Source organism: Nonomuraea glycinis, from assembly GCF_035920485.1.
Classification (GTDB): domain Bacteria; phylum Actinomycetota; class Actinomycetes; order Streptosporangiales; family Streptosporangiaceae; genus Nonomuraea; species Nonomuraea glycinis.
Map to the genome: position 1 here is coordinate 6,468,087 of NZ_CP109166.1, position 25,190 is coordinate 6,493,276.

21 protein-coding genes are annotated in these 25,190 nt (G+C 71.8%); 17 read left to right on the top strand and 4 right to left on the bottom strand.

The window, feature by feature from the left end; genetic code table 11:
* On the top strand, nt 1–411 hold the full coding sequence (gene nusB, locus OHA68_RS30435; protein WP_189139948.1) for a transcription antitermination factor NusB: 411 nt from the start codon (nt 1–3) through the stop codon (nt 409–411).
* A gap of 48 nt (nt 412–459) precedes the next feature.
* On the opposite strand, the gene OHA68_RS30440 is transcribed toward nusB, so the two are convergent.
* Nucleotides 460–843 carry a MerR family transcriptional regulator gene (locus tag OHA68_RS30440; protein WP_189139949.1) on the bottom strand — a complete coding sequence of 128 codons (384 nt, stop codon included), beginning with the start codon at nt 841–843 and terminating at the stop codon, nt 460–462.
* A gap of 79 nt (nt 844–922) precedes the next feature.
* Here OHA68_RS30440 and OHA68_RS30445 point away from each other — a divergent pair, with 79 nt between their 5' ends.
* From OHA68_RS30445 to OHA68_RS30460, 4 genes are all read left to right on the top strand, one after another.
* The gene (locus OHA68_RS30445; protein ID WP_225277458.1) at nt 923–1,681 is read left to right on the top strand and encodes an MBL fold metallo-hydrolase; all 759 of its coding nucleotides are present in this window, start codon (nt 923–925) and stop codon (nt 1,679–1,681) included.
* 211 nt (nt 1,682–1,892) lie between these two features.
* Nucleotides 1,893–2,645: a methyltransferase domain-containing protein gene (locus OHA68_RS30450; RefSeq protein ID WP_327103327.1), complete on the top strand. Its 753-nt coding sequence runs from the start codon at nt 1,893–1,895 to the stop codon at nt 2,643–2,645.
* Between the two features lie 39 nt (nt 2,646–2,684).
* Nucleotides 2,685–3,926, top strand: a complete 1,242-nt coding sequence (dinB, locus tag OHA68_RS30455; protein ID WP_327103328.1) for a DNA polymerase IV — start codon at nt 2,685–2,687, stop codon at nt 3,924–3,926.
* Nucleotides 3,927–4,128: 202 nt separating this feature from the next.
* Entirely contained in the window at nt 4,129–4,527 is a 399-nt protein-coding gene (locus tag OHA68_RS30460; RefSeq protein ID WP_327103329.1) for a DUF3040 domain-containing protein, read from the top strand.
* A gap of 75 nt (nt 4,528–4,602) precedes the next feature.
* On the opposite strand, the gene OHA68_RS30465 is transcribed toward OHA68_RS30460, so the two are convergent.
* Genes OHA68_RS30465 through OHA68_RS30475 form a run of 3 tightly spaced genes read right to left on the bottom strand, consistent with a single transcriptional unit; the run spans nt 4,603 to nt 9,292 of the window.
* Nucleotides 4,603–7,020 (bottom strand): transglutaminaseTgpA domain-containing protein, encoded by a 2,418-nt coding sequence (locus OHA68_RS30465; protein WP_327103330.1) that lies wholly within the window; start codon nt 7,018–7,020, stop codon nt 4,603–4,605.
* Nucleotides 7,017–8,261 (bottom strand): DUF58 domain-containing protein, encoded by a 1,245-nt coding sequence (locus OHA68_RS30470; protein ID WP_327103331.1) that lies wholly within the window; start codon nt 8,259–8,261, stop codon nt 7,017–7,019. The genes OHA68_RS30465 and OHA68_RS30470 overlap by 4 nt, the downstream gene beginning before the upstream one ends.
* 8 nt (nt 8,262–8,269) lie before the next feature.
* Entirely contained in the window at nt 8,270–9,292 is a 1,023-nt protein-coding gene (locus tag OHA68_RS30475) for an AAA family ATPase (protein ID WP_372462264.1), read from the bottom strand.
* Between the two features lie 419 nt (nt 9,293–9,711).
* Between OHA68_RS30475 and mraZ the strand changes: the two genes are divergently transcribed.
* The 12 genes from mraZ (at nt 9,712) to OHA68_RS30535 (ending at nt 24,793) form a co-directional block, all read left to right on the top strand.
* Nucleotides 9,712–10,143, top strand: a complete 432-nt coding sequence (gene mraZ, locus OHA68_RS30480) for a division/cell wall cluster transcriptional repressor MraZ (RefSeq protein WP_189139956.1) — start codon at nt 9,712–9,714, stop codon at nt 10,141–10,143.
* A 217-nt stretch (nt 10,144–10,360) separates the two neighbouring features.
* Nucleotides 10,361–11,332, top strand: coding sequence for a 16S rRNA (cytosine(1402)-N(4))-methyltransferase RsmH (gene rsmH, locus OHA68_RS30485; RefSeq protein WP_327103332.1), 972 nt, complete (start codon nt 10,361–10,363; stop codon nt 11,330–11,332).
* Nucleotides 11,316–11,843, top strand: coding sequence for a hypothetical protein (locus tag OHA68_RS30490; RefSeq protein ID WP_327103333.1), 528 nt, complete (start codon nt 11,316–11,318; stop codon nt 11,841–11,843). Before rsmH ends, OHA68_RS30490 begins: the two co-directional genes overlap by 17 nt.
* 1,142 nt (nt 11,844–12,985) lie before the next feature.
* The gene (locus OHA68_RS30495) at nt 12,986–14,716 is read left to right on the top strand and encodes a peptidoglycan D,D-transpeptidase FtsI family protein (protein ID WP_456094128.1); all 1,731 of its coding nucleotides are present in this window, start codon (nt 12,986–12,988) and stop codon (nt 14,714–14,716) included.
* 40 nt (nt 14,717–14,756) lie between these two features.
* Complete coding sequence (locus OHA68_RS30500; RefSeq protein WP_189139960.1) at nt 14,757–16,289, top strand: UDP-N-acetylmuramoyl-L-alanyl-D-glutamate--2,6-diaminopimelate ligase; 1,533 nt, start codon at nt 14,757–14,759, stop codon at nt 16,287–16,289.
* Nucleotides 16,286–17,725, top strand: a complete 1,440-nt coding sequence (locus OHA68_RS30505; RefSeq protein ID WP_327103335.1) for a UDP-N-acetylmuramoyl-tripeptide--D-alanyl-D-alanine ligase — start codon at nt 16,286–16,288, stop codon at nt 17,723–17,725. Before OHA68_RS30500 ends, OHA68_RS30505 begins: the two co-directional genes overlap by 4 nt.
* Nucleotides 17,722–18,780 (top strand): phospho-N-acetylmuramoyl-pentapeptide-transferase, encoded by a 1,059-nt coding sequence (gene mraY, locus OHA68_RS30510; RefSeq protein WP_189139962.1) that lies wholly within the window; start codon nt 17,722–17,724, stop codon nt 18,778–18,780. The genes OHA68_RS30505 and mraY overlap by 4 nt, the downstream gene beginning before the upstream one ends.
* On the top strand, nt 18,777–20,141 hold the full coding sequence (gene murD / locus OHA68_RS30515; protein WP_189139963.1) for a UDP-N-acetylmuramoyl-L-alanine--D-glutamate ligase: 1,365 nt from the start codon (nt 18,777–18,779) through the stop codon (nt 20,139–20,141). Before mraY ends, murD begins: the two co-directional genes overlap by 4 nt.
* Nucleotides 20,138–21,424, top strand: a complete 1,287-nt coding sequence (gene ftsW, locus OHA68_RS30520) for a putative lipid II flippase FtsW (protein ID WP_189139964.1) — start codon at nt 20,138–20,140, stop codon at nt 21,422–21,424. The genes murD and ftsW overlap by 4 nt, the downstream gene beginning before the upstream one ends.
* Before the next feature lie 12 nt (nt 21,425–21,436).
* On the top strand, nt 21,437–22,510 hold the full coding sequence (gene murG / locus OHA68_RS30525) for an undecaprenyldiphospho-muramoylpentapeptide beta-N-acetylglucosaminyltransferase (protein WP_327103336.1): 1,074 nt from the start codon (nt 21,437–21,439) through the stop codon (nt 22,508–22,510).
* Nucleotides 22,507–23,916 carry a UDP-N-acetylmuramate--L-alanine ligase gene (murC, locus tag OHA68_RS30530; protein WP_327103337.1) on the top strand — a complete coding sequence of 470 codons (1,410 nt, stop codon included), beginning with the start codon at nt 22,507–22,509 and terminating at the stop codon, nt 23,914–23,916. The genes murG and murC overlap by 4 nt, the downstream gene beginning before the upstream one ends.
* A gap of 238 nt (nt 23,917–24,154) precedes the next feature.
* Entirely contained in the window at nt 24,155–24,793 is a 639-nt protein-coding gene (locus OHA68_RS30535; protein ID WP_229699355.1) for a cell division protein FtsQ/DivIB, read from the top strand.
* Nucleotides 24,794–25,190: the final 397 nt, after the last annotated feature.

Consider the following 25,190-nt stretch of genomic DNA (forward strand, 5'->3'; position numbering starts at 1 on the left):
GTGTCGGCACGCGGCAAGGCACGCAGGCGAGCGCTCGACATCCTCTTCGAAGCCGAGGCGCGCACCGAGGACCCGATCAAGATCCTCGGCGAGCGGGTGGAGCGCAAGGATCCTCCGGTGAACGAGTACACCTCGGCCATCGTCGAGGGCGTCGCCAGGCATGCCGCCCGCATCGACGAGCTGATCACCACCTACTCCGAGGGGTGGACGCTCGACCGGATGCCCGCCGTCGACCGTAATCTGCTGCGCGGCGGCACGTACGAGCTGCTGTGGATGCCCGACGTGCCCGAGGGCGTGGTCATCAGCGAGTGGGTGCACCTGGCCGCGGAGCTGTCGACGGATGAGTCGCCGCAGTTCGTCAACGGTCTGCTGGCCCGCTTCAAGCAGCTCAAGCCCAGTCTGACGCTCTGACGGCTCTGACGGCTCTGGCCGCTCTGATGGCGACGGGCGCGCGGCCCCTCACCGCGCGCGCCGGATCGCCTGCTTGAACTCGGGACATTCCACCAGCGGGTCGTGCTCGCAGACGGCTGCGTGACGCAGGCTGTCACGCAGCCGGGTGAGCTGGTCGACGCGCTCGCTGACCTCGCGCTCCTTGGCCGCCATCCGCTCGCGCAGGACCGTGTCCGACGGGCCCGCGCGCAGGAAGGCGGCGATCTCCGCCAGGGTGAAGCCGGCGTCGCGGGCGCAGGTGATCAGGGTGAGCCGGCTCAGCGTCTCCGCCTGGTAGGCGCGGCGCAGGCCGTTGCGGCCGTCGGGGGTGATGAGACCCTTGCGCTCGTAGAAGCGCAGGGCCGAAGGCGCCAGGCCGGACCGCTGGGACACCTCGGCGATGTCGAGCAACATGTTCGCACTCCTTGACTTGAACCGCGCTTCAAGTCGCAGTCTAGTGCCCATGAGAATCCATCACCTGAATCTCGGTTCGATGCGTGAGCTCGAATCGACCCGTGAGTTCGCTCCCGCGCCCGCCGTCTGCCACGCCCTGCTCATCGAGACCCCCGGCTCCGGGCTGGTGCTCGTGGAGAGCGGGCTCGGCGCGGACGACGTGGCGCGGCCCGGCGAGCTGCTCGACCCGGAGTGGGTGGCGCTGGTCGAGCCGGCGCTCGTACCCGCCGAGACCGCCGTCGAGCAGGTCGCCGCGCTCGGTCACGACCCCGCTGACGTACGGCACATCGTGCTCACGCACCTGGACGTCGACCACAGCGGCGGGCTGCCCGACTTCCCGCACGCCAGTGTGCACGTCATGGAGGCCGAGCTGAAGGCCGCGCTGGAAGAGGGCCCGAGCCGCCGCTACCGGCCCGGTCACTGGGCGCACGGCCCCTCGTGGGTCACCTACCCGGCCGGTGCGGGGAGCGAGTGGTACGGGTTCGAGGGGGCGCTCCAGGTGGAGGGGGTGCAGCCGGAGATCCTGCTGATCCCGCTCGGCGGGCACACCCGAGGGCACGCCGGGGTGGCCGTCAAGCAGGGCGACGGGTGGCTGCTGCACGCGGGCGACGCGTACTTCTACCACCGGGAGCTCTCCCGCACCGACCCGCGGCCGCATCCGCTGCTCGACATCGTGCAGCTCGACTCCCAGGTGGACGCCGAGCTCCGGATCGCCAACCAGGCACGGCTTCGGGAGCTGCCGCAGGACGTGACGGTCATCTCCGCCCACGACCCGTGGGAACTGGCCCGCTACCTCTGACCGCCCGTCCCGCCGGCGGTCCTCGGGCTTGTAGGCCCTCGTGTCCTGGCGGGTCCTCGGGCTCGTAGGTTCCCCTGGTCGCCCTCTCCTTCAGGCTCGTCGGGTCCCTCGGTTCTCCGGGGTGTGAATTTGCCCTCGATGCGGGGGAGCGACGACCGTGTGCACGGCGTAGGCTGGGCGCGTCCGTGGAGGAGAGGGAGGCGAGCCGACGTTGCGAGCTGAAGGCGCCACGAGGACCCCGGCGGTCCGCACCGCCGTCGTCTGGGACGCGCTGCGCGGGGTGCTGGCCGAGCTGGCCGCCACCACCGGGCGTGACGTGCTCGACATCGTCGACGCCGGCGGCGGCACCGGTGGATTCGCCGTGCCGCTCGCCGTGCTGGGTCATTCGGTGACCGTGGTCGACCCCAGCCCCGACTCGCTGGCCGCGCTGGAGCGCAGGGCCAAGGAGAAGGGCGTGGAGGTGCGCGGGCTCCAGGGCGACGCGGCCGACCTGGGAGACCTGCTCAGCGGCGACAGCGCCGACCTGGTCCTGTGCCACAGCGTGCTGGAGTACGTCGAGGATCCGCTCGGCGCGCTGACCGCCATCGCCCAGCTCGTCCGCGCGGGCGGCGCGGTGAGCGTGCTGGCCGCCAACCCGGTGGCCAGCGCCATCCATCGCGCGCTGGCCGGGCAGTTCGACGAGGCCAGGTCCGTGCTGGCCGACCCGGCCGGGAGCTGGGGCGACCGCGACCCCACGCCCCGGCGCTTCGACGCCGACGCCCTCACCGGGCTGCTGACCACGGCGGGGTTCGCGCCGGGCGCGGTGCACGGCGTGCGGGTCTTCGCCGACCTGGTGCCGAGCCGCCTGCTCGACGGAGAGCCGGGCGCCGCCGACGCGCTGGTGGCCCTGGAGCAGGCCGCCTCGGCGCATCCGGTGCTGCGCGACATCGCTACCCAACTCCATGTGCTGGGCCATCGACGGTGACCACCGGCGTTGAACACGTGTTCGGATAGAATAGGCGGCGTGTCTCGTAAGCAGATCACAGGCATGGGCCCCGCTCCGCGGACCGGGGTCGATGACAGCGGCTGTCCCATCCTGCATGTCGACATGGACGCCTTCTTCGCCAGCGTCGAGCTGCTGGAGCGTCCCGAGCTCCGGGGGCGTCCGGTGATCGTGGGCTCGCCCGCCGGGCGCGGGGTGGTGCTCAGCGCCACCTACGAGGCCAGGGCCCAGGGGGTGCACTCGGCGATGCCCATGAGCAGGGCGCGCAGGCTGTGCCCGCGCGCGACGATCATCCCGCCCAGCCACGGCAAGTACACCGAGGTCTCCCGGGGCGTCATGGAGATCTTCCACGCGGTCACCCCGTTGGTCGAGCCCATCGCCTCCGACGAGGCGTTCCTCGACGTGGCCGGCGCCGGACGCCGGCTGGGCTCACCCAGCGTGATCGCCGCGATGATCAGGGCCGAGGTGCTGGAGCGCTTCGGGATCACCTGCTCCGTGGGCATCGCGAGCAGTAAATTCATCGCCAAGCTCGCCTCGAAGCAGTGCAAGCCCGACGGCATGCTGGTGGTGCCCGCCGACGAGGTGGTGGCCTTCCTGCATCCGCTGCCCGTGTCGGCGCTGTGGGGCGTCGGTGAGCGCACCGAGCAGTCCCTGGTGCGGCTGGGCATCCGCACCGTCGGCGACCTGGCCAGGGTGCCTTCCGGCACGCTCCAGCGCGAGCTGGGGCAGGCGGTGGGCGGTCATCTGGCGGCGCTGGCCTGGGGGCGGGACGAGCGGGCGGTGACCGCGCACGTCCCTGACAAGAGCATCGGCAACGAGGAGACCTTCGCCGTCGACGTCGACGATCCCGAGGTGATCAGGCGCGAGCTGCTGCGCCTGTCCGAACGCGTGGCCGCTCGGATGCGTAAGGCCGGACACGTGGGCAGGACTGTAAGCGTGAAGCTGCGCCGCGCCGACTTCTCCACGATCAGTCGGTCCAGGACCCTCAAAGAGCCCACCGACGTCGCTCAGGAGATTTACGCCACAGCCTGTGAGCTGTTCCAGGCGGCGGATCTCGACCGCGTGCGGTTGCGCCTGGTGGGGGTCCGGATGGAAGGTCTGCGCCCTGCCGATTCGGCGTCCCGCCAGCTCAGCCTGGGTGAGCGGGAGACCGGCTGGCGCGAGGCCGAGCAGGCCATGGACCGGGCTGTGCGGAGATTCGGTCCCGATGCGGTGCTCCCGGCATCGCTAGTTCGGGGCAGACTTGATGAAATGGAGGCGTGAGGCGATGTCACGACTTCGGGGGAGGGGAGAATTATGGCCCAGAATGAAGCCATGACGTCACCTCCGGTTTGGTCTGCGTTGGACGTTTGCTTTCGCCTACGTCTACAGCCTCGTATTCTGGGGATAACCGACCGCGAGGTTCGGACACCCCGTGTCGTCCGTTGCCGTATTCCCCGTCCTGGGGCCGTCCTTGGGAGGCGCCGTGCCGCTCTCTGAGCACGAGCAGCGCTTGCTCGACCAGATCGAGCAGGCCCTCTACGCCGAGGACCCGAAGTGGGCCAACACCGTAAGGATCAGTGACCCGCGCAGCCATTACAAGCGTCGCCTGGTCAAAGCCTCCATAGGCTTTGTCCTCGGTGTCGTTCTGCTGATGGTCGGCGTAGTGATCAACCTGATCCCGCTCGGCGTCGGCGGTTTCGTGGTCATGCTCGCCGCGTGTCTGTGGGGTCTGTCCAGCTGGAAACGTATGAATGGGTTCGGTGACTCCGCTTCGGCATCAGGAGCCAGCGCCCCAGGCAAGCAGGTCCGCCGGGGAGGGAACCGGGGGAGTTTCATGGAGCGTATGGAAGAGCGCTGGCGCCGTCGTCACGACGAGCGCTGAGCTTCAGCACCCATAAGACGAACGTGCGGCCGTTCCCCTCCGGGGGAGCGACCGCACGCACGTTCGGTCAGATCGTCATGCGCCCTTCTGCGCTGCCGTCCGCCGCCACCTGATGTTCTCCAGCCGGTCGAAGCCGTCCAGCAGACTCTCGCCCATGAGCCGCAGCCGCCGTAGCGTCGACGGCGGCATCAGCACCGCCCGCACCCGCCTCGCCCGCGACACCGTCCCCGCCAGCGCCTGCCGCACTCTGCGCAGGTCCTTGTTCAGCGGGCCGATCTCGCCGGGATCCCTGGCGAACAGCACCCGCTCCACCGTCGTCGCGATCGTCATGACGGCCGCGCCCGACTCGGCGTCGAACTCGTACTGCTCGGTCAGCCGCCGCGCCAGCGCGCGCGGCGTCTCGCTGGCCTGGCGCGTCAGCCCGTAGTCGCACAACGCGTCGTCGAGCTCCGCCCAGGCCGCCGCGACCGATGGATAGTTCACCGACACGACCCTGGCCGTCACCTCGTCCGCCGGCCGCGACACCTTCCAGCCGAGCGTGCGGACCCGCCTGCTCCTCGTCACCAGCCTGATCGCGGCCGGGATGAGCAGGATCAGCAGGAGCACGCCCGCGCCGATGCCGATCTTGGCGATCAGCGGCATGGACTCGTCCGGCGGCAGCCCGCCGGCGGCGATGAGCGCCTCACGGTCGAGCTCGCGCGGGTTCTGCCGGGTCCCCGGGTCCTGCGGCTCGTCCGCGGAGGAGTCGGTGGCTCCGGGGGTCGGGGCCGCGCTGGAAGCCGTGGCGCTCGGCCGCGGCTGGGTGTAGGTCGGCACCCGGGCGCTGCCCTGGCCCAGCGAGCCCGCGGGGGTCGGCTCGAACGGCAGCCAGCCCACGCCCTCGAAGTACAGCTCGGGCCAGGAGTGGGAGTCGTTGGTGCCGACCGTCCACTGGCCGCCGATCTGCGTGCCGCCCGTGTAGCCGATCGCCACCCGCGAGGGGATGCCGGCGATCCTCGCCAGCAGCGCCATCGACGCGGCGAACTGCTCGCAGTAGCCCGCCCTGCTGCGCAGCAGGAAGTCCTGCAGCGCGGAGTTGCTGTGCCCCTGCGTCTCCAGGCTGTAGACGAAACCGCCGGTACGGGTGAAGAACTCCTGCAGCTTGACCGCGGCCTGATAGGGGGTCGACGCGCCCTGCGTCTCCTGCGCCGCCAGATCCCTGATCCCCGGCGGCAGGTCGTCGGGCACTTCCAGATAGCGAGGGTCGGCGCCCTGGGTGCCTTCGGGGAGCGAGTCCAGCAGGTCGGCCGTCGGCACCGGCTCGCTCGTGGCGACCTGGTACTCCACCCCCGCCGCCTCGTCGCGGGTGGAGAAGACCATCAGCGTGCTGACGTCCGCGCGCCAGTCACCGTCGATCCGGATCTCCCTGGCGGGATACGGCAGCGGCAGGAACGACAACTTGGCGATCTCGTCGCTGACGGTGATGGTGGACCGGACGTTGTCGACCTTCACGCGCCGGCTCAGGCCGGGCGGCGGCGGCAGCGGGCCGTTCTCCGTCCGGTTCTCCGGCGCGCCCTCCGGCTGCGTCATCCCGAACTGGTCGCCGTCGAAGGTGTCGAGCGCGTAGATCCTCAGATAGCGCGGCTGGTTGTCGCTGTTGACATAGGTGAGGACGGTGCGCTTCTCCGGCAGCTCCAGCTGCCCCTTCAGGTTCGCGATCGGGTTCGGGATGCTGATCGAGTTGCCCAGGCCGGAGCCGTTGCCGCCCACGCCGAAGCTGAAGAACGAGACCGGCTCCATCGCCGGCAGCGCCGCGGGCACCAGCACGGCCAGCGCGATGGCGGCGAAGCCGATCCGCTTGCCCGACAGGCGCAGCGCGCGCGTGTCGGCCGTGTGGGCGGGCAGGTCGGCCCGGGCGGACCGGGTGCGGCGCACCAGCACCGCCCTGCCCCAGTGCCCGACCCGCTCACGCCCGTCAGCGGCCAGCATGCTGACGAAGCCGAGCGCCGCGATGATGAACGCGGGCCAGCTGATCGGATCGATCAGGATCGTGGCCGGCACCGTGGCCAGCGCGAGCAGCGGCAGCCCGGCCAGCGCGGCCCGCCGCAGCCGGGCCGCCAGCAGGTCGACGATGATCGCGATCAGGCCGACGCCGCCGGCGGTCAGCAGCGAGATGCCCTCGTTGGCGGGCACCGGCGCGGCGAACCGCTGGATGTCGTCCCAGCCGGTGCTCAGCAGGCCGGCCAGCTCCAGGACCGACTCCTTGGTCGGCACCACCCACGCCCAGGCCTCCTCGGCGGTGAAGGAAGCCGTCAGGAAGATCCACAGCGCCGCCACGCTGACCAGCGGCGCGGCCCACGCGGGCAGCGACAGCCGGGTGCTCAGCACGCTGGCGGCCAGCACGGCCAGCACCACGCCGAGTGAGCTCCAGAACCACCGGCCGCCCTCGAAGAGCGGATAGAGCAGGATGGCCGAGGTGAACGTCGCCACCGCGGCCGCTATCGAGAGCCTCATGCCGAACCTCCGGTGAGGGAGTACCTGCCCCGGCTGGCGGCGTCCGGCCAGACCGAGGCGATCGAGACGCCGGCGGGTAGGCGGACGATCCGCCACCCGTAGCCGGCCAGGACGGTCTCCACGGCCCGGAGGTTCTCCGCCGAGCCGGGGGCCTCGCCCTCCCAGGTGTCCACGTCGAGCAGCACCGCCACACCGGTGATGCCGCTGTGCCTGAGCCGGGCCAGTTCCCGCGCCTCCTCCGGGTCGAGCGCGCCGACCACGGCCACGATCAGGCCGTCACCGCCGCCCTGCCGAAGCGCGGACACGCCCATCTCCAGCGAGCGGGCCGAGCTGCTGCGCACCATGGAGAGCGTGTCGAGCAGCGACCAGCTCAGTCCGGAGTCCGTCAGATGCTCGGCGCCCTGGTCGGTCACCAGCCGCAGGCCCAGGCCCTCACGCGAGAGGTGCACGCCGATCGAGGCCGCGGCCGAGACCGCCACCTCGAAGGAGGAGCGCGGGCCGTCGCCGCGGTGGGCGTACCTGCGGGTGTCGAGCAGGAGCGCGCCGCGGCTCTGCCACTGCTGCTCCTCGCGCCGTACCATCAGCTCGCCGTGGCGCGCGGTGGAGCGCCAGTGCACCCGGCGCAGGTCGTCGCCCTGCCGGTATTCGCGTGGCGCCACGTCGTCGTCGCCCGCGGCCGCCACGCTCCTCGTACGGCTGTCGCCGCCGCCGGTCCACTCGCCGGACAGCCGTACGTGCGGCAGCGCCACCACCTGCGGGGTCACCACGAGGGTGTCGCTGATCGTGAACGCCCGGGCCAGCTCCACCAGGCCGAACGGGTCGGCGATGCGCACCGACAGCGGGCCGATCGTGTAGCGCCCGCGCAGGTCGGAGCGGACCCGGTAGTCGATCTCCCGGACGCCGCGCGCCTCCACCCTGTCCAGCACGAACCTGGGCCGCACGCCCAGCGCGTATGGGACGGTGTCCTCGATCAGCAGCAGCCCGGTCGGCAGCCTGGTCACGTTCTCCAGGCGCAGGGTCACGGTCGCCTCGCCGCCGACCTCGGCCCTGGCCGGGTCCAGGCGCCGGGCACAGCTCAGCCGGTATCGGGTGCGTGCCACCACCATCGCGGCCAGCAACGGCAGGGCAGTCACCAGCACCCCGATCCTGAACAGGTCGTTCTCGCCCAGCAGGACGGCCATCAGCAGCGCGGCCAGCCCGGAGGCGAGGAACGAGCGCCCCCTGGAGGTGAGCGCTCGCATTCCGGCTCTCACGACGCCCGGGTCTCCGGCACAGGTACGCGCCTGACCAGCTCTGTCACCACCTGCTCGGGCAGGCGTCGCTGCCCCTGGGCCTCGATGCTCGGCAGCAGCCGGTGCGCGAGCACGGGGAGCGCGAGCTCCTGGAGGTCGTCCGGGATGACGTAGTCCCGGCCCGCCAGCGCCGCGTGCGCCCTGGCCGCCCGGACGAGCTGCAGCGTCGAGCGCGGGGAGGCGCCCAGGCGGAGGTCGGGGGAGTGGCGGGTGGCCACGGCCAGGTCGATGGCGTACTTCTTGACCGGCTGTGAGACGTACACGCCGCGCACGGCGTCGATCAGTGCCCGTACCTGCGCCGTCGTCGCCACCGGCTCCAGCTTGTCCAGCGGGGAGGTGCCGCCGTGCACGTCGAGCATCTCCAGCTCGGCGGTCGGCTCGGGGTAGCCCATCGCGATCCTGGCGGTGAACCGGTCCCGCTGCGCCTCCGGCAGGGGATAGGTGCCCTCCATCTCGATCGGGTTCTGCGTCGCGATCACCATGAACGGCGAGTCCAGCTGGTACGTCATGCCGTCGACGGTGACCTGGCGCTCCTCCATGCATTCCAGCAACGCCGACTGTGTCTTGGGGGAGGCACGGTTGATCTCGTCGCCCACCACGATGTTGGCGAACACCGGTCCCGCTTTGAACTCGAACTCGCGGGTCTGCTGGTTGTAGGCGCTCACTCCGGTGATGTCACTCGGCAACAGGTCGGGGGTGAACTGCACCCGGCGCACGGGACAGTCGATGGACCGCGCCAGGGCCTTGGCCAGCATGGTCTTGCCAACCCCGGGGACGTCCTCGATCAGCAAGTGGCCCTCGGCGAGCAGCACGGTGACCGTGAGGCGGACCGCGTCGCTCTTCCCTTCGATCACCGACTCGATGGCCTGCTGGATCCGGTGGGCCGTGGAGACGAGCTCGCCGAGCTGGGGAGGGACGTCATGGGTTACTGCCACCAGGCCTCCATGAGAAGTGCTTCGGCCGACCCGCGACGCAAGCATGCCTTTGCGGGTGCCAAGCCATTGTTTTCCATTATCTGCATGACCCTACGACTCTGGGCGTTCTACAGCGACTTTTGCGGATAATCCACAGAAGCCCGGTACAGTTCCCGTTCTTGTCGCATACAGGTACGAATCCCGTGACACTCCCGCCGTGAGCCCGCCCCACTTTCCTCCACCGGGACCCTGCCGCCCCCTTGATCCGGGGAGGATCGCGGCCTTCGACACGCCCGCGAGCGGGTGGGCGGCTCCACCGCACCCCCTCCGGCCTCAGCGCTCTGACCTGCGATAACGCGCGCCGAAACGGTGATCAAGAATGTTAGAATCAGTTGACGGTGGGGAGAAGTGGAGTATGGTGGTGCGCAGTGGAGGGCCCGGTGCGCCAGCGCTGAGCGCTTCACGAGGCACGGGAGGTGGGGCCGATGTTCCTCGGCACCCATCAACCGCGTCTGGACGACAAGGGACGGCTGTTCCTGCCGGCTAAGTACCGTGAGGAGCTGGCGGAGGGTCTTGTGATCACCAAAGGCCAGGAGCGATGCCTCTACGTCTTTCCAGTGGAGGAGTTCCAGCGCATTACCGAGGCTCTCAGCACCGCCCCGGTCACCGCCAAGGCGGTGCGCGACTACAGCCGTGTCTTCTTCGCCAGCGCATCCGATGAAAAACCGGACAAGCAGGGGCGCATCACGATCCCGCAAGGCCTGCGGCATTATGCGGGACTGCAGCGTGACTGCGTCGTCATAGGGGCCAACACCCGGCTGGAGATCTGGGACGCGCAAGCCTGGGACACCTATCTCAGCGCACAGGAGCAGGCTTTCGCCGACCTGTCGGAGGAGGTGCTGCCAGGGATTCTGTGAAGCCACGGTCGAGCCGTCGGAGTCGTCGTTCGGCGAGGTCTCCACCCGCAACCACTGCCGGTCAACTGATGCACCTTCCCCGGTGTCAGATGACGGGCATCCACGAAGAGGGTGCGGATGGGGACCTGGCCGGACGGCACCGGGTGGGGACCCAGCAGGACCGACGGGTCGACCGGCCGCGTCAACCGCGAGCCAGGACGCGAGAGGGGGGTTGGAGATGGACGACGACGCTGGTAAGAGCGGTCACGTTCCGGTCATGCTCGAGCGCGTTCTGGAGCTGCTGGCACCGGCGCTGGCCGGGGACGCCCCGGTCGTGGTGGACGCCAACCTCGGCCTCGGCGGCCACTCGGAGGCCCTGCTGGCCGCGCATCCGGCACTGCACCTGATCGGCATCGACCGCGACCCTTTCGCGATCGAGTTCTCCACGCGCCGGCTCGCGCCCTACGCCGAGCGGACCACGCTGGTCCATGCCTCCTCCGACGAGCTGGAGGAGGTGCTCGCCCGCGCGGGCCGCGAGACGATCGACGGGGTGCTGTTCGACCTCGGTGTCTCCTCGCCCCAGCTCGACGAGGGTGAGCGGGGATTCGCCTACTCCTACGACGCACCGCTCGACATGCGGATGGACACCGACCAGGAGCTGACCGCCGAGGTGGTGGTCAACACCTACTCCGCCGCCCAGCTGGTGCGCATCCTGCGCGACTACGGCGAGGAGCGGTTCGCCCCGCGTGTCGCGAGCCTGATCATTAAGGAACGGGCGAAGGACCCCATAACGTCGACTAAGCGGCTTGCTGACATCGTCAGGCAGGCGATTCCAGCCGCGACCCGGCGCACCGGGGGAAACCCAGCCAAACGTACGTTTCAGGCGCTGCGCATCGAAGTGAACGCCGAGCTGTCCGCCCTGGAGGCGGCGCTGCCCGCGGCACTCGACGCGCTGGCGCTCGGTGGGCGAGCCGTCGTGCTCTCCTACCACTCCCTGGAGGATCGGCTGACCAAGCAGATCCTCACGGCGCGAACCAAGGACACCAGCCCGCCCGGGCTGCCCGTCCCCCTGCCGGCTCATCAGCCGCGGTTCCGCCTCCTGACGAGGGGAGCGGAGCTCCCGAGTGAAGAAGAGCTGGCCCGCAACCCGCGGGCGGCTTCGGCCCGGATGAGGGCCGCAGAGAGGATCCGTGTTGACGACCAGGACTGAGCAGGAGAGCAGGCAGGCGCCGCCGAAGGCGCCCGCGCGCGGCACCGTGCCCAAGACCGGCCAGCGCAGGCCCGAAGCACCGCACCCGGCCAAGCCCGTGCCCCAGCCCCGCCCCGAGACCGACCGGCGGCGGCCGCGGCCCGAGTCCGGCCCGTCGCGCGGCCGGCCGGCGGCCCAGGGTCCGCGCCCCGCCGTCCAGCGGCGCCCGGCGCGGCGGCAGCGTGCCCCGTTCGTGCTGCTGGTCGTGGGGCTGCTGTGCGGTGGCCTGGTGAGCCTGCTGCTGCTCAACACCGTGCTGGCCAGGGACTCCATCGCCGCCTCCCGGCTGGTGGACGAGATCTCCACCGCGCGTCAGCAGAACGAGCAGCTTCAGCGTGAGATCGAGCAGCGCAAGCAGCCCGACGTGATCGCCGAGCAGGCCGAGGATCTCGGCATGAAGCAGTCCCTGGACAGCGTCAACCCCTACACCTCCGGGTCCACCGAGACCGGCCAGGCGGTCCAGGGGCGGTGAGCAATTCGAGCGGCAGGGGTCAAGGTCCCGGTCGTGGCGGCGCCGGCTCTCAGGGAGGGCCTGGCGCCGCTCGTCGTACGCCGGGTGGCCCGGGACGGGCCGGTCGCCAGGGCGGCTCCGCCCGTTCGGAGGGGGCGGGCCGACCGGCGGCGCCGGACGGCCCGCCGGATGAGCCGCGCAAGGAGCCGGACCCCTTCGACCTGCCCTTCGGACGTGACGACGGCCCCCGTGGCCGTCCCCCGCAGGACCCTTCCGACAGCCCCCGTGGCCGTCCCTCGCAGGACTCTTCCGACGGCCCGCGCGGCCGGGCCCGAAGGGACCGCGCCGGCGGTGACGCCGATTCCGCGCGCGGACGGTCCGGCAAGGGCGGGGATTCCGCGCGCGGCCGGGACGACGAGCCCTCCCGTGGCAGGTCAGGGCCGGACGAGGCCGACGCTCCACGCAAGAGCGGGAAGGCGCCGCGCGGTGGCGTGGGCCCGGCGGCGGACGACGCCCCCCGTGGCCGGTCCGGCAGGGGCCGCGAGGCCGGGCGCGACGAGGACCGTTCCCGGGCGCGGTTCCGGCAGGACGGCGGGGACGGGTCACGTGGCCGTGCCGGGGACGACGCGGGGCGCTCGCGTGGCCGGGGGCCGCAGGACGATGACCGGCCGAGCGTCCGGGGCGGCACCCCCCGGGGCCCGGCCACCGGCGGACGCTCCGCCACCGACGCCACCCGGGGCCGAAGCTCCGGCGGCGCCCGCTCGGACGGCCCTGCCGGCGACGGCATCCGTGGTCGCAGTTCCGGCGGTGCCCGCTCGGACGGCCCCGTTGGCGATGGCACCCGTGGCAGGAGCTCCGGCGGCGCCCGCTCGGACGGCCCTGCCGGCGACGGCATCCGGGGCCGAAGCCCCAGTGGTGCTCGCCCGGACGGTTCCGGTGGGGCGCGTCCGGGTGCTCGCCCGAGTGCTCGCGCGGGTGCCGGGGCAGGTGCTCGTGACAGGGCCGAAGGGCCGCGCGGCCGTGGCCGGGAGGACGACGGGCCGCTTCGCCGTACCCCTTCGGCACGTCCGGACGCGGCAGGACGGGCGCGCCCGCCAGGCGGCGGGGACGGGCCGCCACCGAGGAGGCCCCGCAGGCCGCCGGCGCCACCGAGGCCGCCGCTGATCCTGAGGCTGGGCAACCCGCGCAGGCGGATCAACCTCGGCCTCATCGGCATGACCTTCATCCTGTCGATCTTCGCCGGCCGGCTGATCCAGATGCAGGGCCTGGACTCCAAGGTCTACGAGGCCGCGGCCGTCGACCAGCGCCAGCACACGGAGAAGGTGCCCGCCAAGCGCGGCGCCATCACCGACGTCGACGGCCACGCGCTGGCCGTCACCGTCGAGGCGCGCGACATCGCCATCGACCCGACCAAGGTCCCGGAGGCCGCCCGGGCCAAGGTGGCGGCGCTGCTGGCCCGCCATCTGGGCAGGCCCGAGCAGGAGATGGCGGCCAAGCTGGCCCGCGTCGACACCCGCTACCAGCTCCTGGCCGGAGGGGTGGCGCCGACCGTGGCGGACACCCTGCTCAAGGAGCCCATCCCCTCGCTCACCGAGACCAGGACCTACCGCCGCGCCTATCCGGCGGGTGACCTGGCGGGCAGCCTGATCGGGTTCGTCGGCGACGAGAAGAACGGCCTGGCCGGCATGGAGCTGGTCCGGAACTCCGTGCTGGCCGGGCAGGACGGCGAGCTGCGCATGGAGACGGGCCGCGACGGGCAGCGTATCCCGATGACCGCCACCCAGCGCACCCCGCCGGTCGACGGCCGCGACGTACGGCTGACGATCGATCGCGACATCCAGTGGGCCGCCCAGCGCGTGATCGCCGAGCAGACGCGCAAGTCAGGGGCGAGCAGCGGCACCGTCATCGTCATGGACGTGCGCACGGCGCAGGTCATCGCGATGGCCAACGCCCCCGAGCTCGACCTGAACAACTGGCGCAAGGCCCCCGAGTCCCACTACGTCAACCGGGCGGCCGCCGACGTCTTCGAGCCGGGCAGCACCAACAAGGTGATCACCGCCGCCGCCGCACTGGAGGCCGGGGTGGTCGGGCCGGACTCGGTGTTCCACGTGAAGGACAACATCCAGTGCGCCGACCGGGTGCTGCGTGACGCCCATCCGCACCCGCCGGAGGACCTGACCTTCCGCCAGGCGGTGGCCCAGTCCAGCAACGTCGCCACCGTCATGGCCGCGCGCAAGGTCGGCAGCGAGGGCCTGTACGAGATGCTGAAGAAATTCGGCTTCGGCGCCAGGCCGGGAGGCGGCGTGCCGGGCGCGGAGGCCGGCCTGCTGCCCGACTACAAGAAATGGTCGGGCAGCCAGAGCTGCACGGTCGCCTACGGTCAGGGCGTGTCGGTGACCGCGCTGCAGATGGCCAGCGTCTACCAGACGATCGCCAACGGCGGCGTGAAGATCGAGCCGCAGATCGTGGCGGGCAGCACCGACGACTCCGGCCGGTTCGTCCCCGCCAAGCCCGGCGTCCAGACCCGGGTGATCAGCGACAAGACGGCCAAGGAGATCACCGCGATGCTGGAGGAGGCGGTCGGCGTGGAGGGCACCGGCGAGCTGGCGGCCATCCCCGGCTATCGTGTGGCCGGTAAGACCGGCACCGCGAACCGCTACGATGCCGACCTCGGCCGCTACGACGGCTACACCGCCTCGTTCGTGGGCTTCACGCCCGCGGAAGCGCCCCGGCTGGTCGTGCTGTCGGTGCTGCAGAACCCCAAGAACGGCCACTTCGGGGGGCAGCTCGCCGCCCCGGTGTTCAAGGATGTGATGACGTTCGCCATCAAGAGCAGGAAGATTCCTCCCACAGGCTCGCCGGTGTCCGCGGTGCGGACGCGCGCGGGACAGTGACCAGGGAGGGTACGCTGCCGCCGTGCGTCCCCCGTCGTCTATGCGTCCAACGACCAATCCGCCCCGCCCGCTGACCGGGCTGGCGAGCATGCTCGATGCCGACTCCGGCACCGCGCGCTCGCCCCATGCCGCGCTGACCGGGGTCGCCATCGACTCCCGCCAGGTGCGGCGCGGAGACCTCTACGTCGCCGTGCGCGGCGCCAGCGCCCACGGCGCGGACTTCTCGGCCGAGGCCATGGCGGGCGGTGCCGTGGCGGTGCTGACCGACCCGGCCGGCCGGGAGGCGGCCGCCGCCACCGGGCTGCCGGTGCTCATCGTGTCCGATCCGCGCGCCGTGCTCGGCCAGGTCGCCTCCTGGGTGTATGGCCGGCCGACCGCCGACATCATGATCATCGGTGTCACGGGCACCAGCGGCAAGTCCACCACCACCTACCTGCTGGAGGCCGGGCTGCGGGCCGGCGGTCACACGACCGGGCTGGTCGGCGGCGTCGAGCTGCGCGCCGCCGACCTGTGCTTCGAGCCCAGGCTCACCACCCCCGAGGCGCCGGAGCTGCACGGCCTGTACGCCCTCATGCGCGAGCGCGGCGTCACCGCGGCGGCCATGGAGGTCTCCAGCCACGCACTCGCGATGGGCCGGGTGGACGGCATCTGCTACGACGTGGCGCTGTTCACCAACCTGTCGCAGGACCATCTCGACTTCCATCGGGACCTCGACGACTACTTCACGACGAAGGCGAGGCTGTTCCAGCCGGAGCTGAGCCGCGTGGGCGTGACCAACCTCGACGATCCCTACGGCCGGGAGCTGCTCCGCCTGGCCAAGGTGCCGATGACCACCTTCTCCGCGCTCGGCTCGCCGGAAGCGGAGTGGCGCGCGCTCGACGTCCGGCTGGGCGCCGACGGCAGCGCCTTCAGGGTGGTGGGCCCCGGCGGGGTCGAGGCGGACGCGCAGATCTCGCTGCCCGGCCCGTTCAACGTCGCCAACGCGCTCGGCGCGATCGTCACGCTGGTCGAGGCCGGGGTGCCGCTGCAGAGCGCCGTGCACGGCGTCGGCACGCTCATCGGGGTGCCGGGCCGGATGGAGCGGGTGACCGGCGCGGGCGACGACTTCCAGGCCGTCGTCGACTACTCTCACAAGCCCGCCGCCGTGGAGTCGGTGCTGCGCTCGCTGCGCCAGGTCACCACGGGCACGCTCACCGTGGTGCTCGGCTGCGGCGGCGACCGTGACAAGGGCAAGCGGCCGCTGATGGGCGAGGCTGCGGCCGGCCTGGCGGACGTCGCGATCTTCACGAGCGACAATCCTCGCTCGGAGGATCCGCTGGGCATCCTGGCCGCGATGATGGAAGGGGCCCTTCGCGTTCCCCGGCACTCCCGCGCTCATGTGATCATTGAGCCCGACCGCGCGGCGGCCATCGACCTGGCGGTCGGCCGGGCCGGGCGCGGTGACGTGATAGTCGTGGCAGGCAAGGGCCACGAGCAGGGCCAGTACGTTTCAGGCGAGGTGATCCCCTTCGACGACAGGGAGGTGGTCGCCGCCGCGATCGACGCACGCAAGGAAAGCAGGAAGCACGAATGATCCCGTTGCCTCTGGCCAGGATCGCCGAGATAACCTCGGGCGCCCTGTCGGGCATGGCAGACCCCCGCGCGGTGGTGCGGGGCCCCGTCGTGATCGACTCGCGGGACGCCGAACCGGGATCGCTGTTCGTCGCCTTCAAGGGCGCGCGGTCCGACGGGCACGACTTCGCGGCCCAGGCCGTCCGGGCGGGTGCCGTCGCGGTGCTGGCCAGCAGGCCGGTCGAGGTGCCCACCATCATCGTGCCGGACACCACGGCCGCGCTGGCCGAGCTGGCGACCTCGCAGGCCGCCGCGCTGCCGAAGGCGACCGTGATCGGTGTGACGGGCTCGGCGGGCAAGACGACCACCAAAGACCTGCTGGCGCTGCTGACCGCCAGGATCGGGCCGACCATCGCCCCCGCGGGCAACTACAACAACGAGATCGGCCACCCGCTGACGGTGCTCAAGGCCGACGCCGACACCCGCTATCTGGTGCTGGAGCTGAGCGCCCGGACCATCGGCAACATCGCCGCGCTGGCCCGCATCGCGCCGCCCGAGATCGGCGTGGTGCTCAACGTCGGCACCGCGCACCTCGGCGTGTTCGGCGGCAAGGAGGCCATCGCCAAGGCCAAGGGCGAGCTCGTCGAGGCGCTGCCGCGGACCGGCGTCGCCGTGCTCAACCACGACGACCCGCAGGTGCGCGCGATGGCCTCGCGCACCGACGCCCGCGTCACCTACTTCGGCCGCACCGAGGAGGCCGCCATCCGCGCCGAGGAGCTCACCATGGACGAGCGCGGGCGCGCCTCGTTCACGCTGCGCACCCCGTCGGGCGCCGCCCCCGTGCGACTCAAGCTGTACGGCGCGCACGCGGTGGACAACGCGCTGGCCGCCGCCGCCGCGGGTTACGAGCTCGGCCTGCCGGTCGCCACCATCGCCGCCGAGCTGTCGCAGGCCGAGCCGCGCAGCCGATGGCGGATGGAGGTCACCGACCGCCCCGACGGCGTCACGATCATCAACGACGCCTACAACGCCAACCCCGACTCGATGCGGGCGGCGTTCGACGCGCTCGGCATGCTCGGCCGGGGCCGCCGCCGCTTCGCGGTGATCGCGGCGCTGCGCGAGCTCGGCGAGGAGAGCCCCGCGCTCAACGCCGAGGTCGGCCGCCTGGCGGGCGGCAGCGGCCTGGCGGGCCTGATCGTCACCGGCCCCGACGCCGGCCCGATGCTCGAAGGCGCCCACGCGGCGGCCCAGCAGGCCGCCCAGCAGGCCGCCCAGCAGGCCGCGCAGCCCGGCCATCCCTCGCCCGCCACGCACATCGTGCACCTGCCCGACGCCCAGACGGCCGCCGCCGAGATGGCCCCGTGGCTGCGGCCGGGCGACGTCGTGCTGATCAAGGGACCGCGGGCCATGGGCCTGGAGCGGACGGCCGAGCTGCTGCTCGGAGGTGTCGCCCAGTGACCAACATCATCATCGCCGGCGCGGTGGGGTTGATCCTGTCGATGCTGGGGACCCCGCTGGCCATCCGGCTGTTCTCCCGGCGTGGCTACGGCCAGGAGATCCGGGAGGAGGGCCCGTCGGGCCACCACGGCAAGCGGGGCACGCCCACCATGGGCGGCACCGTGATCGTGCTGGCGTCGCTGCTGGCCTACGGCGCCTCCCACCTGGCCTCGCTGGAGGCGCCGACCGTCTCCGGGCTGCTGGTGCTGTTCCTGATGACCGGGCTCGGCGCCGTCGGTTTCCTCGACGACTTCATCAAGATCTACAAGCAGCGCAGCCTCGGCCTGCGCAGCGGCGCCAAGGCGCTCGGCCAGCTCATCGTGGGCGCGATCTTCGCCGTGCTGGTGACCCAGCAGCCGAACATCTACGACATCACGCCCGCCGAGACCCGCCTGTCCTTCCTGCGCGACTTCGGCCCGTCGATCGGCCTGGTGGGGTTCACCATCTGGGTGCTCATCATGATCGTCGGCTTCTCCAACGCGGTGAACCTCACCGACGGCCTCGACGGCCTGGCCAGCGGCGCCACCGGCGTGGTGCTCGGCGCCTACGTGCTGATCGGCAACTGGCAGCTGCGCAACAACTGCATCGACCAGCTCGGCCCCAACTGCTACTGGGTGCGCGACCCGCTCGACCTGGCCGTGGTGGCCGCCGCCGTGCTCGGCGCGCTGATCGGCTTCCTGTGGTGGAACGCGCCCCCCGCCAAGATCTTCATGGGTGACACCGGGTCGCTCGCCCTCGGCGGCGTGCTGGCCGGCCTGGCCTTCACCACCCGCACCCAGCTGCTGCTCATCATCCTGGCCGGCCTGTGCGTGATCATCACGCTGTCGGTGATCATCCAGGTCGGGTCCTTCAAGATGACCGGCAAACGGGTGTTCAGGATGGCGCCGCTGCAGCACCACTTCGAGCTCAAGGGCTGGGCGGAGACCACGATCGTGGTCCGCTTCTGGCTCATCGCGATGCTCTGCGCGGCGCTCGGGCTCGGCCTGTTCTACGTCGAATGGATGCCGCGGCCATGACCCTCACCTGCGTCGCCGGGCTCGGTGTCTCCGGCCGGGCGGTGGCCAGGGTGCTGGCCGAGCGGGGCGAGCGGGTCGTGGTCGTGGAGTCGACGCCGGGCGAACGCCAACTCGCCGCGGCCGCCGAGCTGTCCGGGCGCGGCGTCGAGGTCCGCTTCGGGCCGCTGGAGCTGCCCGACGGCGCCACCCGGCTGGTCAGCACCGGCTGGGCTCCGCACCACCCGCTGATCGCCGCCGCCGGCGCGGCGGGCGTGGAGGTGATGGGCGAGGTCGAGCTGGCCTGGCGGCTGCGGCCCGCCCAGGCGGCCCCCTGGCTCGCCCTGACCGGCACCAACGGCAAGACGACCGTGGTGCGCATGCTCACCGCCATCCTGCTGGCCGCCGGGCGTAAGGCGGTGGCCGTCGGCAACGTGGGCGTGCCCGTGATCGAGGCCGTGCGGGAGCCGTACGACGTGCTCGCCGTCGAGCTGTCGAGCTTCCAGCTCCACTGGTCCAGCACGCTGGCCCCGCACGCCGCGGCGGTCCTCAACGTGGCGCCGGACCATCTCGACTGGCACGGGTCGATGGCGGAGTACGCCGCGGCCAAGGGCCGCATCTTCGAGCGTGCCGGGACCGTCATCCACAACGCCGACGACCCCGAGGCCGTCCGCCTGGCGGCGCCCTACCCGCGCGCGGTGGGCTTCACGCTGCGCTCGCCCAGGGCCGGGCAGGTGGGCGTGGTGGAGGACCTGCTCGTCGACCGGGCCTTCGTGGCCGATCCCGCCGAGACCGCCGAGGAGCTCGCCACGCTGGCCGACGTGCGCCCGCTCGCGCCGCACAACGTCGCCAACGCGCTCGCCGCCGCCGCGCTGGCCCGCTCGCTCGACGTCCCCGCCGAGGCCGTACGCCAGGGCCTGCGGGACTTCGTGCCGGACCCGCACCGGATGGCGCACGTGGACCGGGTGGGCGAGGTCGACTACGTCGACGACTCCAAGGCCACCAACCCGCACGCCGCCGCGGCCGCGCTGTCGTCCTACCCGTCGATCGTGTGGGTGGCCGGCGGACAGCTCAAGGGCGCGGACGTGGACGAGGTCGTCAGGATGGCGGCCGGCCGGCTGCGCGGGGCGGTGCTGCTCGGCGTGGATCGCGGCCGGATCGCCGAAGCTCTGGCGCGACACGCGCCGAATGTCCCCGTCGTGGACATCAGTGGGCAAGACACTGGGGTGATGGACCGTGTCGTCACCGAAGCCTCCCGGCTCGCTTCCCCTGGAGACACCGTGCTGCTCTCTCCGGCCGGCGCGTCGCTGGACATGTTCGCCAACTACCCCGCGCGAGGGGAGGCCTTCGCGCGTGCCGTCCACGCTCTCAAGGCGGCGACGTGAGCGCGACGACCGAGGAGCCGCGCGCCCGGCCCACCGCGGCCGAAGCGCCGTCGAGCTGGGCCCGCGAGCGGCTCGCCACGCTGAAGGAGCTGCTCGACAAGCCGCTGACCACCTACTACCTGATCATCGGCTGCAGTGCGCTGCTGCTGGCGCTCGGGCTGATGATGGTGCTGTCGGCCTCCAGCATCGAGGCGATGCAGGAGACCGGCAACCCGTTCTACTGGTTCATCAAGCAGTCGCTGTCGGCGGCGGTCAGCCTGCCGATCATGTGGTTGTGCACGCGGCTGCCGTACAAGTTCTTCCGCTGGGCCGGCTACCCGCTCATGGCGTTGTCGATCATCGCGCTGGTCCTGGTGCTGTTCGTCGGCTCGTCGGAGCTGGGCGCGCAGCGGTGGATCTACATCGGGCCGTTCACCTTCCAGCCGTCGGAGCCGGCCAAGCTGGGCCTGGCCCTGTGGGGGGCGGACCTGCTGGCCCGCCGGGCCCGCGCCGGGCGGATCGAGTGGCGGCACATGCTCATCCCGCTGATGCCCGGCACCGTGATCCTGGCCGTCATGGTCATGCTCGGCCGCGACCTGGGCACCACCATGGTGCTGCTCATGATCTTCCTGGCGCTGCTGTGGGTGGTGGGGGCGCCGGTCAAGTTGTTCGGCGGCATCCTGTCGCTGGCCGTGCTCGCCGCCATCATCATGATCCGGGTGGAGCCGTACCGGATGGCCCGTGTCGGCGCCTTCCTCGACCCGTGGGCCGATGCCCAGGGCGCCGGCTACCAGGCCGTGCAGGGGCAGATCGCGATGGGCTCAGGCGGCTGGTTCGGACTCGGGCTCGGCAGCAGCAGGCAGAAGTGGGACTGGCTGCCGCACGGTGAGAGCGACTTCATCTTCGCCATCCTCGGCGAGGAGCTGGGGCTGATGGGCACGCTGATGGTGGTGGCGCTGTTCGGCCTGCTCGGCTATGCCGGGCTGCGGGTGGCCTCGCGGGTCAACGACGCGTTCATCCGGCTGGTGTCGGCCGCGATCGTGGCCTGGATCGCCGGTCAGGGCGTCGTCAACATGGGCGCGGTGCTGGGCGTGCTGCCGATCACCGGGATCCCGCTGCCGCTGGTCTCCTACGGCGGGTCGGCACTGCTGCCGACGCTCGCCGCACTGGGCATGCTGCTGTCGTTCGCCAAACGTGAGCCGGGTGCGCGCGAGGCTCTGGCCGCCCGTGGCCCCGGACCCGCCGTCCGGGCTCTAAGCTGGCTTGGCCTGGGGGGCACGACCAGAGGCCGAGACAGACGTTAGGGAGTGACCGACATGAGGGTGGTCCTCGCCGGTGGCGGGACGGCCGGGCATATCGAGCCCGCTCTCGCCCTGGCCGACGCGCTGCGCCGCCTCGACCCACGCATCGGCATCACCTGCGTGGGCACCGAGCGCGGCCTGGAGACGCGTCTCGTCCCCGCCAGGGGTTATGAGCTGGAGCTGGTCCCGGCGGTGCCGCTGCCCAGGGCGATCACCCCGCAGCTGCTGACCGTGCCCGGCCGGCTGGCCGGGGCGGTCAACGCCATGGCGGCGGTCTTCGACCGGGTGCGGGCCGACATCCTCGTCGGCTTCGGCGGCTACGTCGCCACCCCCGCCTACCTCGCGGCCAAGCGGCGCGGCCTGCCGATCGTCGTGCACGAGGCCAATCCCCGCCCCGGCCTGGCCAACCGGCTGGGCTCCAGGCTCACCGAGCACGTCTTCACCGGTTTCCCCGACCCCACGGGCAAGGCCGAATACATCGGCACCCCGTTGCGCCGCGAGATCGTCGACCTCGCCCGGCTGTCCATGGGCGACAAGGCCCGCTCCTGGTTCGGGCTGCAGACCGACCGGCCCACGCTGCTGGTGTTCGGCGGCTCCCAGGGGGCCAGATCGATCAACGAGGCGGCCCTCGCCGCCGCCCCCGCGCTGCGCGCCGCCGGCGTCCAGGTGCTGCACGTGATCGGCCCCAAGAACACCGTCGAGCGCGAGCCGCCGCCCGGCGACCCGCAGTACGTCCTGCTGCCGTACGTGGATCGCATGGATCTCGCCTACGCCGCCGCCGACCTGGCGCTGTGCCGCAGCGGCGCGCTCACCTGCGCCGAGCTCACCGCCGTCGGCCTGCCCGCCGCCTACGTGCCGCTCCCGCACGGCAACGGCGAGCAGCGCGTCAACGCCGAGCGCGTGGCCGCGGGCCACGGCGGCCTCCTGGTCGACGACGCGCAGCTGTCATCTGATTGGATCATCCACAACGTGCTGCCCATCCTCCATGACCCGGAGAGAGTCGCCGCGATGTCGGAGGCGGCCTCCAGACTGGGGAGGAAGGACGCGGACCTCATACTCGCCAGGAAAGTGTTGGAGATAGCCCGATGAGCCTCGTCAAGCTGGTCGATCCCGTCGCCGCCGAAGAGCTGGGGCGGGTGCACTTCATCGGCATCGGCGGTGCGGGGATGTCGGGCATCGCGCGCATCCTGCTCAAGCGCGGCGTCCGCGTGTCCGGCAGCGACGCCCGCAGCAGCGACCTCGTGGGCGAGCTGCGCGAGCTGGGCGCCACCGTGCACATCGGGCACGCCGCCTCCCACATCAGGGACGTCGACACCGTGGTGGTCTCCACCGCCATCCGCGACTCCAACCCCGAGCTGGGCGAGGCGCTCAAGCAGCAGCTGCGGGTCATCCCGAGGGCCGCCGCGCTCGCCTCCGTCATGGCCGGGCGCACCGCCGTCGCCATCGCCGGCACCCACGGCAAGACCACCGTCACCTCGATGCTGACGGTCGCCCTGCAGAAGTGCGGGTCCGACCCCTCCTACTGCGTGGGCGGCCAGCTCGTCACCACCGGGCTCGGCGCCGACGAGGGCTCCGGCCGGGTGTTCGTGGCCGAGGCCGACGAGAGCGACGGCTCGTTCCTCATGCTGGCGCCCGACATCGCCGTGGTGACCAACGTCGAGGCCGACCACCTGGACAACTACGGCGACCCGCGAGCCGTGCACGACAGCTTCGCCCGCTTCGCCGAGCGGGTCGGCTCGCTGCTCATCGCCTGCTCCGACGACCCGGGCTCGGCCGAGCTGGCCGCCGTGGCGCGCGAGCGCGGGCTGAGAGTCATGACGTACGGCACCGAGGGCGACTACCGGATCAGCGGCGTCCGGCCCGACGGGTTCGGCACCGTCTTCACCGTCGAAGGCCCCGGCGCCTGCTCGGGGGAGGTGCGGCTGTCCGTTCCCGGGGCGCACAACGCGCTCAACGCCACCTCGGTCATCGCCGTGGCCGACGAGCTCGGGCTGCCGTTCGAGGAGATCAGGGACGGGCTGTCGGCCTTCACCGGCGCCAAGCGGCGCTTCGAGGCCAAGGGCGAGGCGGGCGGCGTGGCCGTGTTCGACAGCTACGCCCACCACCCGACCGAGCTGGCCGCCGACCTCAGGGCCGCGCGTGACGTGGTCGCCTCCTACTCCGGTCACGGCCGGGTCATCGCGGTCTTCCAGCCGCACCTCTACTCGCGCACCCGGTTCTTCGCCGACGAGTTCGGCACCGCGCTGGGGCTGGCGGACGAGGCGATCGTGCTGGACGTCTACGGCGCGCGCGAGGATCCGGAGCCGGGCGTCTCGGGTGCGCTGGTGGCCTCCCGGGTGCCGCTGCCCGACGGGCAGGTGGCCTACGCGCCGGACCGGGCCACGGTGCCGGAGCTGGTGGCCTCCCGGGCCCGCGCGGGCGACATCGTGCTCACCATGGGCGCGGGCGACGTGACCGAGCTGGGCCCGCAGATCGTGGCCCGGCTGTCCCCCTGACCGGCTCGCCGCCGGCGGCCCTGGCACGGGGCGGCCGAGCGCCGTGACGGCGCTCGGCCACCGACCGGCCGTCGGCCGTCTCCCTGTACGGCTTCGGCTCCGTACGGCGGCCGGGGGTGGCCCTGGTGACCGGGAAGGGCGGCCCATGGCGTGGCGTGAGGTGTACGTGCGGGCGGCGGCGTAGGTTCTGTGGGCACGGCGATGCTGGAGGATGATGAGGGCTCGGACGGTTTTCCTGGTGCTGCTGACCGCGGGCGTCGTGGGGACGGCGGCGTGGCTGGTGTTCTTCTCGCCGGTGCTGGGCGTGCGATCTGTGGAGATCGTGGGAAATGTCACATTGCCCGCCGAGAAGATCAGAGAGACCGCCGGGGTCCCGGAGCTGCATCCGCTGGCGACCGTCGACCTGACCGATGTTCAGGCCAGGGTCCAGTCGATCCGGCAGGTGGCCAGCGTGAAGGTCGACCGGGTGTGGCCGGGGACGCTGAAGATCGAGATCGTCGAGCGCGAGCCCGTGGCGCAGGTGGCCGCCGGCGGCCGGGCGGCGCTGCTCGACAAGCTCGGCGTCGCGATCGAGGTGGTGGATGTGGCGCCGCCTCTGGTGCCGGTGCTCAAGGTGGCCCGGCCGGGGGCGGGGGACCCGGCGACGATGGCGGCGCTGCGGGTGATCGGGTCGCTGCCCGGCGAGATCGGCGGGCGGGTGCGGCAGGTGAGCGCCACGACGGCCGAGGACGTGACGCTGACGCTGTCGGACGGCAGGACCATCGTCTGGGGCGGCGTGGACCGGCCCGAGGACAAGGCGCGGATCCTGACGAGCATGCTGCGGCGCAAGGCCGAGGTCTACGACGTGAGCTCGCCGGACGTGATCACACTCAAGTGATCCATTTCACGTACCCGGCCATGATCACTATTTCGGCGGGGCCGTCCGGGGGAAGTGGCGCGGCGCCGGGGATATGCGGGCCGCGAAACATAGATCTTTGGCCTCCGGCGCGGCAACTCCAGACCGGGAACAGGCTCGCGCCTGGCCGAGGCGAGCGTCCCGGCGTGAGAACCTGTAGATCGGGTTTACGGCACGGGAGTGCCCCGACCAGGCGTGACGGCTGAGCGAATCGGACAGCCCGCGACACGCCGGACGTGCTTGCGGCGCGGTTAGTTGACCCGCGCGGAGCGTAACTCCTACTGTCCGTATCAATCCTCAGGTTGACATAAATCTAAATCTCAACTTGAGGTTGAGAGTTACCCGAACGGAAAAGACGCGGAGACGATCCGCACCGAAA

What these genes read in the sequence shown, in the direction of transcription:
- OHA68_RS30440 (WP_189139949.1), bottom strand. Translation starts at nt 843, where the DNA reads ATGTTGCTCGACATCGCCGAGGTGTCCCAGCGGTCCGGCCTGGCGCCT.
- OHA68_RS30445 (WP_225277458.1), top strand. Translation starts at nt 923, where the DNA reads ATGCGTGAGCTCGAATCGACCCGTGAGTTCGCTCCCGCGCCCGCCGTC.
- OHA68_RS30465 (WP_327103330.1), bottom strand. Translation starts at nt 7,020, where the DNA reads ATGAGGCTCTCGATAGCGGCCGCGGTGGCGACGTTCACCTCGGCCATC.
- OHA68_RS30470 (WP_327103331.1), bottom strand. Translation starts at nt 8,261, where the DNA reads ATGCGAGCGCTCACCTCCAGGGGGCGCTCGTTCCTCGCCTCCGGGCTG.
- OHA68_RS30475 (WP_372462264.1), bottom strand. Translation starts at nt 9,292, where the DNA reads ATGCTTGCGTCGCGGGTCGGCCGAAGCACTTCTCATGGAGGCCTGGTG.
- mraZ (WP_189139956.1), top strand. Translation starts at nt 9,712, where the DNA reads ATGTTCCTCGGCACCCATCAACCGCGTCTGGACGACAAGGGACGGCTG.
- rsmH (WP_327103332.1), top strand. Translation starts at nt 10,361, where the DNA reads ATGGACGACGACGCTGGTAAGAGCGGTCACGTTCCGGTCATGCTCGAG.
- OHA68_RS30500 (WP_189139960.1), top strand. Translation starts at nt 14,757, where the DNA reads ATGCGTCCAACGACCAATCCGCCCCGCCCGCTGACCGGGCTGGCGAGC.
- OHA68_RS30505 (WP_327103335.1), top strand. Translation starts at nt 16,286, where the DNA reads ATGATCCCGTTGCCTCTGGCCAGGATCGCCGAGATAACCTCGGGCGCC.
- murD (WP_189139963.1), top strand. Translation starts at nt 18,777, where the DNA reads ATGACCCTCACCTGCGTCGCCGGGCTCGGTGTCTCCGGCCGGGCGGTG.
- murG (WP_327103336.1), top strand. Translation starts at nt 21,437, where the DNA reads ATGAGGGTGGTCCTCGCCGGTGGCGGGACGGCCGGGCATATCGAGCCC.
- murC (WP_327103337.1), top strand. Translation starts at nt 22,507, where the DNA reads ATGAGCCTCGTCAAGCTGGTCGATCCCGTCGCCGCCGAAGAGCTGGGG.